At 58.0% G+C, this 14954-nt stretch carries 10 protein-coding genes and 1 tRNA gene; 4 read left to right on the forward strand and 7 right to left on the reverse strand.

Annotated elements, in window-relative coordinates; all coding sequences use genetic code 11:
* Window position 1 precedes the first annotated feature (1 nt).
* Together IFT53_RS05515 and IFT53_RS05520 are read right to left on the reverse strand one after the other, a co-directional pair.
* The gene (locus IFT53_RS05515) at window positions 2–2410 is read right to left on the reverse strand and encodes a circularly permuted type 2 ATP-grasp protein (protein ID WP_446737655.1); all 2409 of its coding nucleotides are present in this window, start codon (window positions 2408–2410) and stop codon (window positions 2–4) included.
* Between the two features lies 1 nt (window position 2411).
* Complete coding sequence (locus IFT53_RS05520) at window positions 2412–5741, reverse strand: transglutaminase family protein (RefSeq protein ID WP_192067125.1); 3330 nt, start codon at window positions 5739–5741, stop codon at window positions 2412–2414.
* A 313-nt stretch (window positions 5742–6054) separates the two neighbouring features.
* Here IFT53_RS05520 and IFT53_RS05525 point away from each other — a divergent pair, with 313 nt between their 5' ends.
* Complete coding sequence (locus IFT53_RS05525; RefSeq protein WP_192067127.1) at window positions 6055–7815, forward strand: ABC transporter ATP-binding protein/permease; 1761 nt, start codon at window positions 6055–6057, stop codon at window positions 7813–7815.
* Window positions 7816–7930: 115 nt separating this feature from the next.
* Here the strand turns inward: IFT53_RS05525 and IFT53_RS05530 are convergent, their stop codons facing one another.
* From IFT53_RS05530 to IFT53_RS05545, 4 genes are all read right to left on the reverse strand, one after another.
* Window positions 7931–9925: a PhoX family protein gene (locus IFT53_RS05530; protein WP_192067129.1), complete on the reverse strand. Its 1995-nt coding sequence runs from the start codon at window positions 9923–9925 to the stop codon at window positions 7931–7933.
* A gap of 206 nt (window positions 9926–10131) precedes the next feature.
* A complete protein-coding gene (locus IFT53_RS05535) occupies window positions 10132–10320 on the reverse strand; it encodes a hypothetical protein (protein ID WP_192067131.1) in 189 nt (62 codons plus the stop codon).
* Between the two features lie 210 nt (window positions 10321–10530).
* On the reverse strand, window positions 10531–11307 hold the full coding sequence (gene hisN / locus IFT53_RS05540; RefSeq protein WP_192067196.1) for a histidinol-phosphatase: 777 nt from the start codon (window positions 11305–11307) through the stop codon (window positions 10531–10533).
* Window positions 11308–11626: 319 nt separating this feature from the next.
* Window positions 11627–12511: an N-formylglutamate amidohydrolase gene (locus tag IFT53_RS05545; protein WP_192067133.1), complete on the reverse strand. Its 885-nt coding sequence runs from the start codon at window positions 12509–12511 to the stop codon at window positions 11627–11629.
* A 182-nt stretch (window positions 12512–12693) separates the two neighbouring features.
* Between IFT53_RS05545 and cpdR the strand changes: the two genes are divergently transcribed.
* The 3 genes from cpdR (at window position 12694) to IFT53_RS05560 (ending at window position 13622) form a co-directional block, all read left to right on the forward strand.
* Window positions 12694–13056, forward strand: a complete 363-nt coding sequence (gene cpdR / locus IFT53_RS05550) for a cell cycle two-component system response regulator CpdR (RefSeq protein ID WP_027675545.1) — start codon at window positions 12694–12696, stop codon at window positions 13054–13056.
* An 81-nt stretch (window positions 13057–13137) separates the two neighbouring features.
* A tRNA-Val gene (locus IFT53_RS05555) sits at window positions 13138–13212 on the forward strand.
* A gap of 170 nt (window positions 13213–13382) precedes the next feature.
* On the forward strand, window positions 13383–13622 hold the full coding sequence (locus IFT53_RS05560; RefSeq protein WP_192067135.1) for a hypothetical protein: 240 nt from the start codon (window positions 13383–13385) through the stop codon (window positions 13620–13622).
* A 525-nt stretch (window positions 13623–14147) separates the two neighbouring features.
* Here IFT53_RS05560 and IFT53_RS05565 read toward each other — a convergent pair.
* Window positions 14148–14888, reverse strand: coding sequence for a polysaccharide pyruvyl transferase family protein (locus IFT53_RS05565; RefSeq protein ID WP_192067137.1), 741 nt, complete (start codon window positions 14886–14888; stop codon window positions 14148–14150).
* Window positions 14889–14954: the final 66 nt, after the last annotated feature.

Raw genomic sequence — 14954 nt, forward strand, 5'->3', positions numbered from 1 at the left:
ATTATCCGAGATATGTCTGGGCCAGAAGGTCCGAAAGATGTTCGAGATCCTGCTCCAGCTGCCGGAAGACGGCGGGCGACAGGTTTTCCGGCGTCAGTACGGCAAGCCCTGAATGAATGCGCATGACTTCGCGGTAGAAGGGCGACATCTGGCCGTTCACGAAGGCATTGGGCAGCTGCTCGACCTCGGTGCGGATCTCGTTGAGCTGGAACAGGATGGAGCGCGGATTGAGCGGATCAAGGCCGAGCAGGTCCATCACCGTCAGCGCGGCGGTGTTGACATTGTAGCGGCGGCGATGGGTCATGACGCTATCGCCGATTTCCAGCAGCATGTCATAGGAACCATCAGGCGCATCCGGTCCGCTCATATGGCCGAGAAGCCGTGTGAGATGCAGCCCGCGCTCCAGATAACGGCCGATGGAGAGGAACCGCCAGCCGGTGAAGCGATACATGTTTTCATGCACCAGACCGGCAAAGCCCGCCAGCTTGCGCAACAGTACCGTCATGGCATGGGTCGCGTCATCACCGGCTGCGACCTTGCTCTGGAAGCGGCGCGCGGTTTTGGCGAGATCGTTCAATGCTAGCCAGCCATCCGGGGAGAAGCGGTCGCGGATATTGCTGGCGGAATAGATCGCGCTGTTGAGATTGGCGATGAGGCTTGCCGGAACGGCGACCTCGACATCGATATCGATGGTTTCGAGATATTCGGTGACGTGTGCCAGCAGCGGCTGCTTCGGATCTGCCGACTCGGCAAAGCGGGCGTGCCATGCGCGCAGAATGCGAAGCGCACCTTCGGCCCGCTCGATATAACGGCCTAGCCAGAAAAGATTGTCTGCGGCACGGCTGGGCAGGCTGCCCGGCATGTTGCGGATGAAGTCTTCTTCGGCGGGCAAAAGCGTTGTTCGTTCCACCGGTTTGTTCGAGACGATCCACACATCGGCAGCACTGCCGCCAGCCTGCATGGCAATGGCCGCCGTGTCATTGCTGCGACCGATGCGGGCGAAGCCGCCCGGCATGACCTGCCAGCCATCCTGCGTGCGGGCTGCAAAAACGCGCAGGCTCATGGGGCGCGGCACCAGCTTGCCATCGACATAGGCCGGTGTGGTGGAGAGCGTTACCGCTTCCTGGCCAACCAGCTTGTTGCCATCGCTGGCCAGCCAGTCGCCAATGGAATCCTTGGCTGTTTCGCGCAGCGACGAGCCGAGCACCGACTGGCCGTTATCATCAAAGAAGGGCAGGCGCGAATAGGCCGGGCCGATAACCATGCGCTCGATATTGCGTGCCACATGCTCCCGCTCGGAAGGCTGGCCGCACCACCACGTGGCAATCGACGGCATGGCGAGGTCTTCGCCCAGCATGTTTCGGCAGATGGCGGGCAGAAAGGCGAGCAGCGCGCGGGTTTCCAGAATGCCGGAGCCGAGCGCATTGACGATGCTGAGCGAGCCGGACCGCAGCGCCTGCACCATGCCGGGCGTGCCGATATGGGAGTTCTGATCCAGTTCCAGCGGGTCGGTATAGGAAGCATCAAGCCGCCGCCACAACACGCCGATGGGTTTGAGGCCCGCCACTGTGCGCACCATGACGCGGTTGTTGACGACTGTCAGGTCTTCGCCTTCCAGCAGCATGAAGCCGAGATAGCGGGCGATATAGGCGTGTTCGAAATAGGTTTCGCTGGCAGGTCCGGGCGTTAAGACCGCAATGCGCTCATCCGGGTGCTGGCGGTGGGATTGCAGCGTATCGCGAAACCCGCCGAAGAAGGATGCTAGGCGGTGGACGTGGGATTCGGCATAGATATCGGAAAAGGCGCGGGTGGTGGCGACGCGGTTTTCCAGCGCAAAGCCAGCGCCCGAAGGGGCCTGCGTGCGGTCTGCCAGCACCCACCAGTTGCCATCCGGTCCACGGCCGATTTCGAAGGAGCAGAAATGCAGGTAGTGGCCATTTGCCGGTTTGACGCCTGCCATGGCGCGCAGATATTCCGGGTTGGAGGCGATGAGCGCCGGAGGCACATAGCCCTGCTGCACAAGCCGGTTCTCGCCATAGAAATCCGCAACGATGTTTTCCAGCAGATTGGCGCGTTGGACGATGCCGCGCGTGACGGCCTCCCATTCCTTCTCATCGATGAGAACGGGAATATGTGAGATCGGCCAGTTGCGTTCGCTGTTTCCTTGAGCGCTGTAATCACGGTAAAACACGCCGGCATCGCGCAGGTAACGGTCCGTGCGGGCAAAACGCTCATGCAGCTCGCGTTCGCTCATATGCGACAGCGCATTGACGAATGTCTGCCAGACAGGGCGAATGCGACCGTGGATATCGAGCATTTCATCGGCAATGCCGGGCAAGGACTCGTAGCCCAGCATGGTTTCCATGCCGGGCTTTGCCTCTATCCGTTGCCTTGCCGGTGTCTTTGCCAACTCACACTCCCTGCGGGCGTCTTAAATCAAGCGTCAACGGAAATTCCGGCGACGCTGCTTCCGGCCACAAAGGATAGTGTCCGGCCGTATGTCCCCACGGTTCGAAACGGGCAAGCCGTCTGGCTTCTGCCTCATTTCCATTGATGGGGAATGTCTCATAGGTGCGCCCACCGGGGTGAGCAACATGATAGATGCAGCCACCGATCGATCGGTTCGACCATGTATCATATATGTCGAAGGTCAACGGAGTGTTGACCGGCAGAGCTGGATGTAGCCCCTGCGCGGGCTGCCACGCCTTGAAGCGAACGCCAGCCACGGACACGCCGGAAACATCGGTCTGCTTCATCGGCACGGCACGGCCGTTGCACGCCACCGTGTAGCGGGATGGATTGGAGGTTTCCAGCCGGACCTGCAAGCGCTCCACCGAGGAATCGACATAGCGAACCGTGCCGCCAATGGCACCCTGTTCGCCCATGACATGCCACGGCTCCAGCGCCTGGCGAAGCTCGAGCTTGGACCCTTCATATTCGACCTCTCCGAAGAAGGGGAAGCGGAATTCCAGCTGGGCCGTGAACCATTCCGGCTTCACATCAAAGCCGTTTTCCTTGAGGTCCGCCAAGACGTCGAGGAAATCCGCCCAGATGTAATGGGGCAGCATGAAGCGGTCTGCCAGCGCCGTTCCCCAGCGAACAAAGCGCCCGCTCGACGGGTTTTTCCAGAAACGGGCGATGAGGGCGCGGACCAGCAATTGCTGCGCCAGCGACATGCGGGCATTGGGCGGCATTTCAAAGCCACGGAACTCGACAAGGCCGAGGCGTCCTGTCGGGCCATCCGGGGAGAACAGCTTGTCGATGCAGATCTCTGACCGGTGCGTGTTGCCGGTTACATCAGTCAGCAGGTTGCGGAACAGGCGGTCCACCAGCCACGGCAAAGGCGGCGCGCCTTCACCCGGCATCGGCACCTGCGCCATGGCGATCTCAAGCTCGTACATGCTGTCATGACGGGCTTCATCGATACGCGGAGCCTGGCTTGTGGGCCCGATGAAGAGGCCTGAGAACAGGTAGGACAGAGACGGATGGCGCTGCCAATGCAGCACGAGGCTTTTCAAAAGGTCTGGACGGCGCAGGAAGGGGCTATTTTCAGGATTTGCGCCGCCCACGACCACATGGTTGCCGCCGCCAGTGCCGGTGTGGCGACCATCGATCATGAACTTGTCTGCACCGAGCCTTGTCTGGCGTGCGTCTTCATAGACCGCCGTGGTGATATCGACGCAATCCTTCCAGCTTTCCGCCGGATGGATGTTGACCTCGATGACACCGGGATCGGGCGCGACGCGGATGACATTCATGCGCTCGTCATGGGGTGGCGTGTAACCTTCGATATGGACGGGAAGCCCAAGATCGGTCGCGGCTGCCTCGGCTGCGGCGACCAGATCGAGATAATCCTCGATGCGTTCCACCGGTGGCATGAAGACGCAGAGGCGTCCGTCACGCGCCTCGACAGACATGGCAGTGCGGACTTCGCCATTGATATCGCTGATGGATTGCTCGATGCGCTCCTGCGTTGCGCTGTCTGAGGCCTGGAATGACGCTTCCGGCAAAGCGCGGGCCGAGGGCGCGACGGAATCGGGCAAGGGTCCACGAGGCACCGAAGGGTCAGCCGGGTGGATATAGGGATATTTCGACGGCGGCACATGGGGCAGGGTGCCGAGCGGAATGCGGTATCCGACCGGGCTATCACCCGGCACGAGGAAGATGCGGCCGCGCCTTGTCTTCCATTTCTCGCTCATCCAGCGTTTTTCCGATGTCGCCTTGGCGTTCCACGCCTGCACCGGCAGAACATAGCCCGTGGGCGTGGTGAGACCGCGTTCGAACACGCGGGCGATGCGGTTGCGCTCTTCCGGGTCTTCCAGCTTTGAATTGGATGGATCGACATTGTCAGGAAGGTTGCCTTCCTTGACCAGCCATTCCGCCGGATCTTCATAAGCGGGCAGCACCAGTTCCGGCGCGATGCCGATGTTTGAGGCGATGGTGGTCAGCAGCTTTTCCGCATCTTCCGAGGTCACGCCGGTGTCGGCACCTTCGCGTGCTACGAGATCAGGATTATGCCAGACGGGCTTGCCGTCCTTGCGCCAATAGAGCGAAAAGGTCCAGCGCGGCAGGCTTTCGCCGGGATACCACTTGCCCTGACCATAATGCAGAAAGCCGTTGGGTGCGAAGCGTTCCCGCAGCTTGCGGATCAGCACGTCGGCCTTTTCGCGCTTGGTGGGGCCGACGGCGTCGGTGTTCCATTCGCCGGATTCGAAATCATCGATGGACACGAAAGTCGGCTCGCCGCCCATGGTGAGGCGCACGTCCTGCTCGGCCAGAACCTTGTCCACCTGTTCGCCCAGCGCATTGAGGCGATCCCAGCTTTCGTCGGAGAACGGCTTGGTGATGCGCGGATGCTCGGCCACACGGGTGACCTTCATGTCGAAGGCAAATTCCGTGTTGGCCTCGCCATAATAACCGCCGGAAATGGGGGCGGCATTGCTGAAATGCGGCGTTGCGGTCAGCGGCACATGGCTTTCGCCGGTCAGAAGGCCAGAGGTTGGATCAAGACCCACCCAGCCAGCGCCGGGAAGATAGACTTCCGCCCAGGCGTGAAGATCGGTGAAATCCACCTCCGTTCCCGATGGGCCATCCAACGCCTTCAGATCCGGCGTCAACTGGATGAGGTAGCCCGAGACGAAACGAGCCGCGAAGCCCAGATGGCGCAGGATCTGCACCAGAAGCCAGCTTGTGTCGCGGCACGAGCCCTTGGCTGTTCCGAGCGTTTCTTCCGGCGTCTGCACGCCGGTTTCCATGCGGATGACATAGCCGATATCGCGTTGCAGGCGGGCGTTCAGACCCACGACCATATCGACCGTCGGCTGTCCTGACGTCCAGTCGAGGGTTTTCAGATAGTCTGCAAGAAGCGGGCCTGTCGGCTCCGGCGTCTGGTAGATCGAAAGATCGGCCTTCAATGTTTCTGGATATTCGAAAGGCCAGTAGGTGGCGCTTTCCTCGACGAAGAAGTCGAACGGATTATAGACCGTCATGTCCGCGACGAGATCGACCTCGATCCTGAATTCGGTAACCGGATCAGGAAAGACGAAACGGGCGAGGAAGTTGCCGTAGGGGTCCTGTTGCAGGTTCACGAAGTGATTGGCAGGCGTGACCTTCAATGAGTGGCTGATAACCTTTGTGCGAGAATGCGGCGCAGGCTTTAATCTGATGATCTGCGGTCCAAGGCGGATTGGACTGTCATATTTGTAATGCGTCAGATGATAGATGCTTGCTTTGATCGACATGCTGGCCCTTGCCCGGTTTTTCCGGTTTGCGCGGATGGTGCCGCCCCTCTTTGATTGTCCATTTTGATATCCCCGACAGCGCTGGCGGGTTTCCCAATGAACTCTTATTGCTGCGACTTTGTGCAATGCACGCAAATAAAGCAAGGACGTTTTGCCCGCCGTCACGCATTGCGGCACCTCAGCGCTTTTCCAGTGTTTGTTGGGAAGTGGACAAGCTTTGCCGTCATGCTATTGCTGTCATCACATGCAATGATATTCGACGGCCTAACAAAAGTCCCACAATTTACAAAATCATGGAAATGGCAAGGTACTGATGGCGCAAGGTAATCCTTCCACCGAAACCGTGGTCCCACCCTCGTTCGATCTGGATTTCAAATCGCAATTGAAGATGATGGGCAGTGCTTTCTGGACCTCTCCGGTGCGCGGCAGGCTTATTTTTTTGATGGCGGCCCTGCTGACCGTCATTCTGGTAACAGCTTATGGTCAGGTGAAGCTGAACCAGTGGAACGCACCGTTCTACAACGCGCTGGAGCGACGCGATCTTGCCGCGTTTCTGAGCGAGCTGAAAGTCTTCGCCGTCATTGCCGGAACACTCTTGCTGCTCAACGTCTTCCAGACGTGGTTGAACCAGACGACGGCGCTGAATATGCGCGAGGGCCTTGCAAAGGACATGGTGGACCAATGGTTCAAGCCCGGCCGCGCAGCAAGGCTTGCCGGCTTCGGTGCGATTGCCGTTAACCCGGATCAGCGGCTGCATGACGATGTGCGCAATCTGGCTGAAAGCAGCACCGCACTTGCCATCGGGCTGGTCAATGCCACCATCATTCTCGTCAGCTTCATCGGCGTGCTCTGGGGTCTGTCGGCTGGCTTTGCCATCGATATTGGCGGCAAGATGGTGGAAATTCCGGGCTACATGGTGTGGGCAGCGCTGATCTATGCGGGCTCTGCGTCGTTTCTCAGCAACCTTGTGGGCTACCGGCTGGTGCCGCTGAATGCGGAACGCTACTCCAAGGAAGCGGAATTGCGCTTCTCGCTGATGCGGGCCAGCGAAAACGTCACCGCGATCACGCTTGCGCGCGGCGAAAAGAACGAGCGTCACCGCATCGGTGAAGACATCAATGCCGTGCTGGCGGTCATTCGGGGGCTGGCCATGGCGCTGACCCACCTGACATGGGTTTCCTCGGGATATGGCTGGCTTGCCGTCGTCGCGCCGATCCTGATTGCCGCACCGGTCTATTTTTCCGGAAACCTGAGCTTTGGTGGCTTGATGATGGCCGTGGGTGCCTTCAACCAGGTCAATGTCGCCCTGCGCTGGTACATCGACAATTTCGGCCCCATCGCCTCCTGGAAGGCCAATTTGCAGCGCGTATCGGTGTTTCGCAATGCCTTGATCCAGATGGACAGCGTGGAGCGCCATGGCAATGCCATCGAAATCGAGCGGACCACGACAGGCCCGGTGCGGCTGACATCGGTTGAAATCTCGCCGGAGGCCGGTGGGCTGGATCTGTCGCGCGTTTTCCGTCTGCGCGAAGCGCCTGTCGAAATCAATGTCGGAGACCGGTTGATTGTGAACGGCGATCAGGGCGTCAACCGGCGCCTGTTCTTTGCTGCCCTTGCCGGTCTGTGGCCATGGGGGCGCGGCACCATCACCATGCCGCCGCGTGAGGAATCGCTGTTCATTGCCCAGCACGGCTATCTGCCCGCCGCTCCCTTGCGCGAGATACTCTGCTATCCGCGCAGCCCGCAGAAATTTCAGGAACAGGAGTTTCTGGATGCCATGGAAAAATGTGGGCTCAGCCACATCATTCCGCGTATGGGCGATCATGTGCGCTGGGACAAGACATTCGATTCAGACGAGCAGGCCTGCGTGCGCGTTGCCAATGCGCTGATGCTGAAGCCGCGCTGGCTGTTTATCGATGATCTTCTCGAAGGTCTGGAGACCGAAACCGTGGACCGGCTGACAGCGGTGCTGGCGGGGATGAAGGACACCGCCATCGTGTATATTGGCCGCTCCGATGCCATCATGCAGGTTCTGGAACCGCGCGTCGTGCATCTGGACCTGATCAAAACCTAAAGGGTTTACGGCGGCAGGCTGTTTTCCTCCGATGCAATTGAAGAGGCCGGGGCGATGGTATCGCCCCGGCCTTTATTGTTCTCGCAGTTGAGCTTTCACTCCGCTGCCGGTGTCGTCAGACGGCGATCTTGCCGCCACCGGCCTTGGTGATCGCAACGACTGCCGGGCGAACCGGCATGTTGTCCTTGAAATCCGGCCAGCGCGTGGAAAGGTCTTCGTAATAGGATGGGCGGCCATGGCCCGACCAGTCTTCGCCGCCATCACCCGGATGCTGAACAGCCACGAAGGCGGTTTCATCATCGGGGGTGAAGAGCGGGCCGCACATTTCAGCGCCAACGGGGACGCGGAAGAACAGCTTTGAGGTGGCGCGGGCTTCGCCTTCCGTATCGACTGCCCAGAGACCGTCGGTGCGGCCTGTCTGCTTGTTGTTGTTGCCGTCTGTCGAGACCCAGAGACGACCGGCAGCATCGACTGCACAATTGTCCGGCATGCCGAACCAGCCATTCTTGGTGGTCTCGGTGGAGAAGGTAGCACCAACAGCTGCAACGGAAGGATCGCCGCACTTCAGCAGCACTTCCCACTTGCCGAAGGTAGCAGTGAAATCGCCGTCGTTTTCGGCAATCTCGATAATGTGGCCAAAGGCGTTTTCTGCGCGCGGGTTGGCCGCATTGACCTGATCTGCCTTGCGCTTGGTGTTGTTGGTCAACATGACGTAGACCTTGCCGTTGACGCCATTCGGCTGAACGTCTTCGGGGCGGTCCATCTTGGTGGCGCCCAGAACGTCACCTGCACGGCGGCATTCGATCAGAACATCTGCCTGGCTGGCGAAACCGTTTTCAGCGGTGAGGGGGCCCTGACCGTGGATCAGTGGCAGCCATTGCATGGTGCCGTCTTCGTTGAACTTGGCGACGTGCAGTGTGCCCTTGTCCAGCAGGTTCATGTTGGCCGCACGGTCGTTTGCGTTGAACGTACCTTCGGTCACGAACTTGTAGACATAGTCGAAGCGTTCGTCATCACCGAGATAGAAGACGACCTTGCCGTTCTTGGCAACGATCGATTCGGCACCCTCATGCTTTGTGCGACCGAGTGAGGTGCGCTTTTTCGGCGTAGACGTTGGGTCCATGGCATCGACTTCGACAATCCAGCCGAAGCGGTTCGGCTCGTTCGGCTCTTTCGAAAGATCGAAGCGGTCGTAGAAATTGCCCCACTCATAGCCGCCCTCTGGCACGCCATAACGCTTGTAGTTGGCGGCTTCCTTGTGGCCTTCAGGCAGTTTGCCGGAGAAGTAGCCGTGGAAGTTTTCTTCCGCCATGATGTATGTGCCCCAGGGCGTTACGCCGCCGGCACAGTTGTTCAGGGTGCCGATGGCGCGGGTGCCTGTGGCGTCTGCCGATGTTTTCAGGCGATCATGGCCTGCGGCAGGGCCGGTGATTTCCATAGGCGTGTTGGTGGTGATGCGGCGGTTGTACTTACCGTCAGTCACGACCTTCCACTTGCCATCGACCTTGCGGATTTCGACGATGGTGCCGCCATGGGCTGCCATTTCGACATCCACCTGCTCCTTGCTGAGCGCGCCCTGCTTGATCTTGCCATCCACGACCTTGACGAGGCCCGGGAACATCAAATGAGGGTTGGTGTATTCGTGATTGACGACGAGCAGGCCGTGCTCGCTCGACCCGTCGAGCGGAATGAAGCCGACATAGTCGTTATTGTAGCCAAACTGCTTGCTCTGAGCCTCAGCGGTCTGCTTGGTCGGATCGAATTCGGGCGCGCCTGGCAGCACCGCATCGCCCCAGCGCAGCAGGATATCGGCGTCATAGCCTTCAGCCACGTGGTGGGTGGCATCGACGCCAGCTTCCACCTCGGTGAAGTTGAAGGCGGAGCCGCCCTTGCTCTGGGCGCGGGCTTCATCGGCGGTGATCAGGGCGACAGGGCTGATGGTCGCGGCAATGGCCGAAACGGCAAGCGAGCCCTGCAGAAAATTGCGACGTGAGAAGCGCTGGCTGATGATTTCGCCCATTGTGGGGTTGGCACTTGCGTTGTGGCCGTCACCATCTGCGTCTTCTAGCTGGGTAGTCGGGAATATCTTCTGGGGACAGTGCTCGTTCATCGGTTAGCCTCTTTGTTAAAACGCGCCCCTAGTCTGGAGCCGTTCTAACCTAGAGTTACAACATTACAGGTTTGCGACATTGCAGGCTTTCGCCGTGGATATCTGGCCGGGCATGTGTTCGACACGGCTGTCAGGCTCCGCGTCTCTCCCCGGAAACGCGATGTCGCTGACGGCAAACCAACGATGTTTGTTGTGGTAGGAAAAGGTTAGAGTTTCAGCGGCGTCGATTTGACGGCTTTGGCAGTGGACTCGACCAGCTGCGGTGCAGCCACATGCGTGGTGCCCAGTGGTGCGATGGCGGCAATCAGCAAAAGCGCGAGGATGGTGACGATGACGAACACAGTCCAGTTTTCGCGTTTTTCTTTAACGGTATTCCCACTCCAGTCATATGCCATAGCGATCCTCGCCCTTTTAAGTACATTATGATGAAAGATTACAACGTTAGAGTGCCGTAGTATGGTTAATCAAAGGTTAACAGCTCTGTCAATTCCCTTTTATACTGGAGCGCAGATTTGCGATTGCCATGTGGAAATGTTCAGCGGCGATGCGCAAAAGGCAACTCTTGCGCGCATCGCATCAACTGCGGATGAGGGGTGTTGTCAGCCTCAGGCGCCAGCCAGCAGTGCCAGCGCCTGTTCGTGCACTGCCTTGCTTCCGGCGGCGATGATGCGGCCCGCGGCTTCCGGCCTTCCGCCATCCCAATTGGTAATGATGCCGCCAGCCTGCTCGATGATGGGAATGAGCGCGCCGACATCGTAGGGTTTCAGGCCCGATTCAATGACGAGATCGACATGGCCGCCGGCCAGTAGAGCGTAGGCGTAGCAATCCACACCATAGCGGAACAGGCGGACCTTTTCTTCCACCGCGCCGTAAAGCCTTGCTTCATCCGGTGTGAAGATATGCGGCGATGTGGTGAAGAGGATGGCGTCCGAGAGGGATTGGCAATTGCGTGTCTTGATCTGCCTGTCGCCGCCGGGGCCGAAGTACCATGCGTTTTCGCCATCGGCAAAATACCGTTCGCCGGTGAAGGGCTGATCCATGACGCCCATGACGGCGCGACCTGACGATTGAAAGCCGATCAATGTTCCCCAGACGGGCAGGCCCGAAATGAAGGCGCGGGTGCCATCGATGGGGTCTATGACCCAGACATGCTCCCGGTCCGTGCCGACGCTGCCATGTTCTTCGCCCAGAATGCCGTGGTCGGGGAAATGCTCGGTGATCAGGCTGCGGATCGCCGTTTCGGCTGCCTGATCGCCCTCTGTCACCGGATCGTAGCCGCCATCCTGCTTGTTGGCAACGGCGATGCCGGTGCGAAACCGGGGCAGGGTCTCGGCCTTGGCGGCATCGGCAAGACGAAAGAAGAAGTCGCGATCTGGCAGCATCATTTTCCTCGGCAATGGGAGCAATTGGCTCATTGCATAACCCGGCAAGGCCGCTTCGTCCACATGGGGTTGAAGCCATGCTGTGCACGCGTCTTGTGCGTTGCGGCCTAAAATAATGGCAAAGCAGCAAAAATCAGCACAAAATATAAGCAAATCAAAATATGCTTGACAATTGTGCAGTTCTTGCTAGTGTCTTCTCACAGTCTTTGACTGTAAATACCCTCCTTGGGTGTTTCCTCCCTAGACTTGACCGCGCCAAGGCGCGGTTTTTTTTGGCCGTGTCACGGCGGTGGTCAACGTTGGAGGGTTGGGCTGCGGCCTATTCGGCGGCAAATGCCATGTCGATGGCGTATTCGGATACGAACATCGCCATCTGGCGCATGAAGCTATCGAGCGCCGCTTGTACCGCGAAGAAGTCCGGTGTTTTCATAAGAGTCTTCTCGTCCACATAAAGCGACCGGCTAACCTCGATCTGCAGGGCATGCAGTGAGCGGACGGGGCGTCCGTAATGTTCGGTGATGAAGCCGCCAGCATAGGGCTTGTTGCACACGGCGGTGAAGCCAAGCTCTTCCAGAACATAGAGGGCGGCGCGGGAGATTTCTGCAGATGCGCTGGTGCCGAAGCGGTCGCCGATGATGATATCTGGGCGGACATTGGAATTGGCAAGGCGGATATTACCGGGCATCGAATGGCAATCGATCAGCACCGCCATGCCGAAATTGGCATGGGTGCGCGAAACCAGCTTTCGCAGGCAGGCGTGATAGGGCTTGTAGATGCTCTCGATGCGCTCAATGCCCTCATCGACGGTGAGGCGGCGCGCATAGATATCCATGTTCTCTGCCACGATGCGTGGCACCGTGCCAAGCCCGCCTGCCACCCGCATGGAGCCGATATTGGCGTAGGATGGGAGCGGGCCATCGAACATGCGCGGATCAAGCTCATAGGGCTCGCGGTTCACGTCCAGAAAAGCACGGGGAAAATTGGCCTTGAGCATCGGCGCGCCAAGATCGACCGCGCCTGAAAACAGCTCATCGACGAAATGATCTTCCGAGCGGCGGATCTCATAAGCATCGAGGCGGGATGATTCGAGGAAGGAAATGGGGTAGCAGCGGCCGCTATGAGGAGAGTTGAATACAAACGGAATGCTGTGAACGGCCGGTTCGTGCACTTCGAAGAGTTCGTACTCGCCCGTTACCCAGTCCATTCCGCCCCGTTTACCATGTCATAATTCTGCCAGAAGCTTCATGTTGCCAGTTAAGGCAGAGCAAGTCCATACTGTGCATCAGTCGTCCAAGCCACGATTCTGCCGTTCACATCATATTTACTGAACATGCGGTATGATCAGGGTAAGGTATTCCCAGAAATCCAGAAGCTACGGTCATTTAAATGGTACAGAAAATTCTTCTCGCAGAAGATGACAATGATATGCGCCGCTTTCTCGTGAAGGCGCTTGAGAAAGCCGGTTACAAGGTTTCCTCCTTCGATAACGGCGCAAGCGCCTATGACCGGCTTCGTGAGGAGCCTTTCTCGCTTCTGCTCACCGACATCGTGATGCCGGAAATGGACGGGATCGAGCTTGCCCGCCGCGCAACCGAACTCGACCCTGACCTCAAGGTCATGTTCATCACCGGTTTTGCAGCCGTTGCGCTCAACGCTGATTCGAAAGCACCGAAGGACGCAAAGGTCCTTTCCAAGCCATTTCACCTTCGCGACCTCGTCGACGAAGTGAACAAACTCCTTGTGGCATAAGGCTTCGCATAAACCTTTCACAAAACTGAAAAAAAGCAGTTGACGCTTCATCCAGTTTCGTGATTTATGCGCCGCAACGGAGGGCGTGTAGCTCAGCGGGAGAGCACTACGTTGACATCGTAGGGGTCACAGGTTCAATCCCTGTCACGCCCACCATCCAGTTTCAAAAAGGCTTTCGGGAAACCGAAAGCCTTTTTTGGTTTTGGTGCGTGCGCACCCGAGTTGGAGCGTTTGCACCAGCATTAAACCTGCAGGCCTGACACAATCATCACCCTTGCTTTTTACCTGTGGTATAGGTGGCCTCTATCCGCACAAGGAATACAGCCATGGCTAAAATCAAACTGATCGTTCTCGCCGCCTACAAGGCCGACGACGAGGGCAACATGGTCGAGGCATTCGAGCCAAGGCAAATGCCAACGGAAGAGCGCGCCGTGCGTGAGGGCAAGGCCCTCTCAAGCCAGTATGACGGCGTTCTGGCCTGGGCGCGCGATGCAGACCCCGACATGGGCGAATACGGCCCTCCGGTGATTATCTACCAGCACGGCGAAATTCCCGATATTGGATGATACTTGCTCGGGGCGGGGTTGCGCGGGCCGATTCGATCTTGGCTGCCCCTGCATCCGTCGTAGGCACTCAGATTGCTTTCGAACGCCTCAATGAAAGCAGCCGCCCAGTGTTAACCGGACGGCTGCAAATGGTGGTAAGCGTATTTAGGCGACTATCTGCCACCAGGTCTTTCTGACGCAGCACGACCGCCGCAGCGCGAGCCGTCGCTGGCCCTATCGCTGGCATAGTTACAAGCCGCGTTTGCAATGCTTCCGAACGACAGAAGTGCAAGAATGGCAACAGAAAGAATTTTCATGAAATGATCCTTCATGCGCCGGATTGGCGCAATGCAGGAAGCGTTGCAGCTCACTTAAATAGCAAGTGCTAAATTAAAATATTCGAACCTTTATTGGGCTAGACTATGATTTAAACTATGGCGATCGTTATTATAGGATTGATCTATTGTTTGAACTTGCAGGACACTACGATCACCGAAATGCCCGGCACGTCAGGGCTTTTAGGTGTTGCGTAACTTTTGATTGTCTTCAACGGAAAGGAAAAGACGCGATCAGGCGTTCCAGCACTTCGTCTGACGGTACGGCAGGGGCGAACTCTGACGAGTGCATGTCAATCTCTCCAGCCAGTACATTTTGAAACAAAAATGGGCCGGAGAATTTTTTCCCTCTTTGTGCTTCGTAGTCCTTGAACTTGAAGCCATCGCCCTTGATCTTGCCGGTGGGGAAAATGCGGCAGGATGGTACGCCATAGGCGTCTGACACGATCAGACCATGCAGGCTGCTGGTGACTACGAATTCGCTTCCCGCGATCTGCTCACAGACGTCCTTGGGATCACTGCGCAGATCAAGAACTTTCCAGTTCTTTGGAAGATCATTTTCGAATGTCGACGTGAATTTTTGGTGGGTCGCGAAATGGGGCACCACCAGCACTTTGCATGTTTTATCTTTCGGGCCGGCCCAGATTTTGGGTAGCAATATGGCCGGGTCACCTAAAGCCAATGCATCGCCATTTGGCACCCGTGCGGCAGACAATGGGCCTCGCACAGCGTGGTAGCGAAGTCTTTGGGGCCATTCATCGGCGGAATCCGAGGACATGAACCCGCTTCCCCAAACGGCAAGTTCCCTCCAGGGACGTCTTTGCCAGAAATATGGCCTGCGCCGCTTGCGCCAATAGGCATCGATAATGCTTCCAATTCCGATGAGATCGGCTTGAGAATGTCCAACATATTTGACATCGACGCCAAATATCTCGGGCAGCATGAAATGCATCAGATTGTCACCAAAATTCTCGGTGCTTTGGCCAAATTTTCCAGCAATGGGCGCCGCGTAAACGTT

It is taken from the genome of Rhizobium sp. CFBP 13644, assembly GCF_014842165.1.
GTDB lineage: Bacteria > Pseudomonadota > Alphaproteobacteria > Rhizobiales > Rhizobiaceae > Agrobacterium > Agrobacterium tumefaciens_C.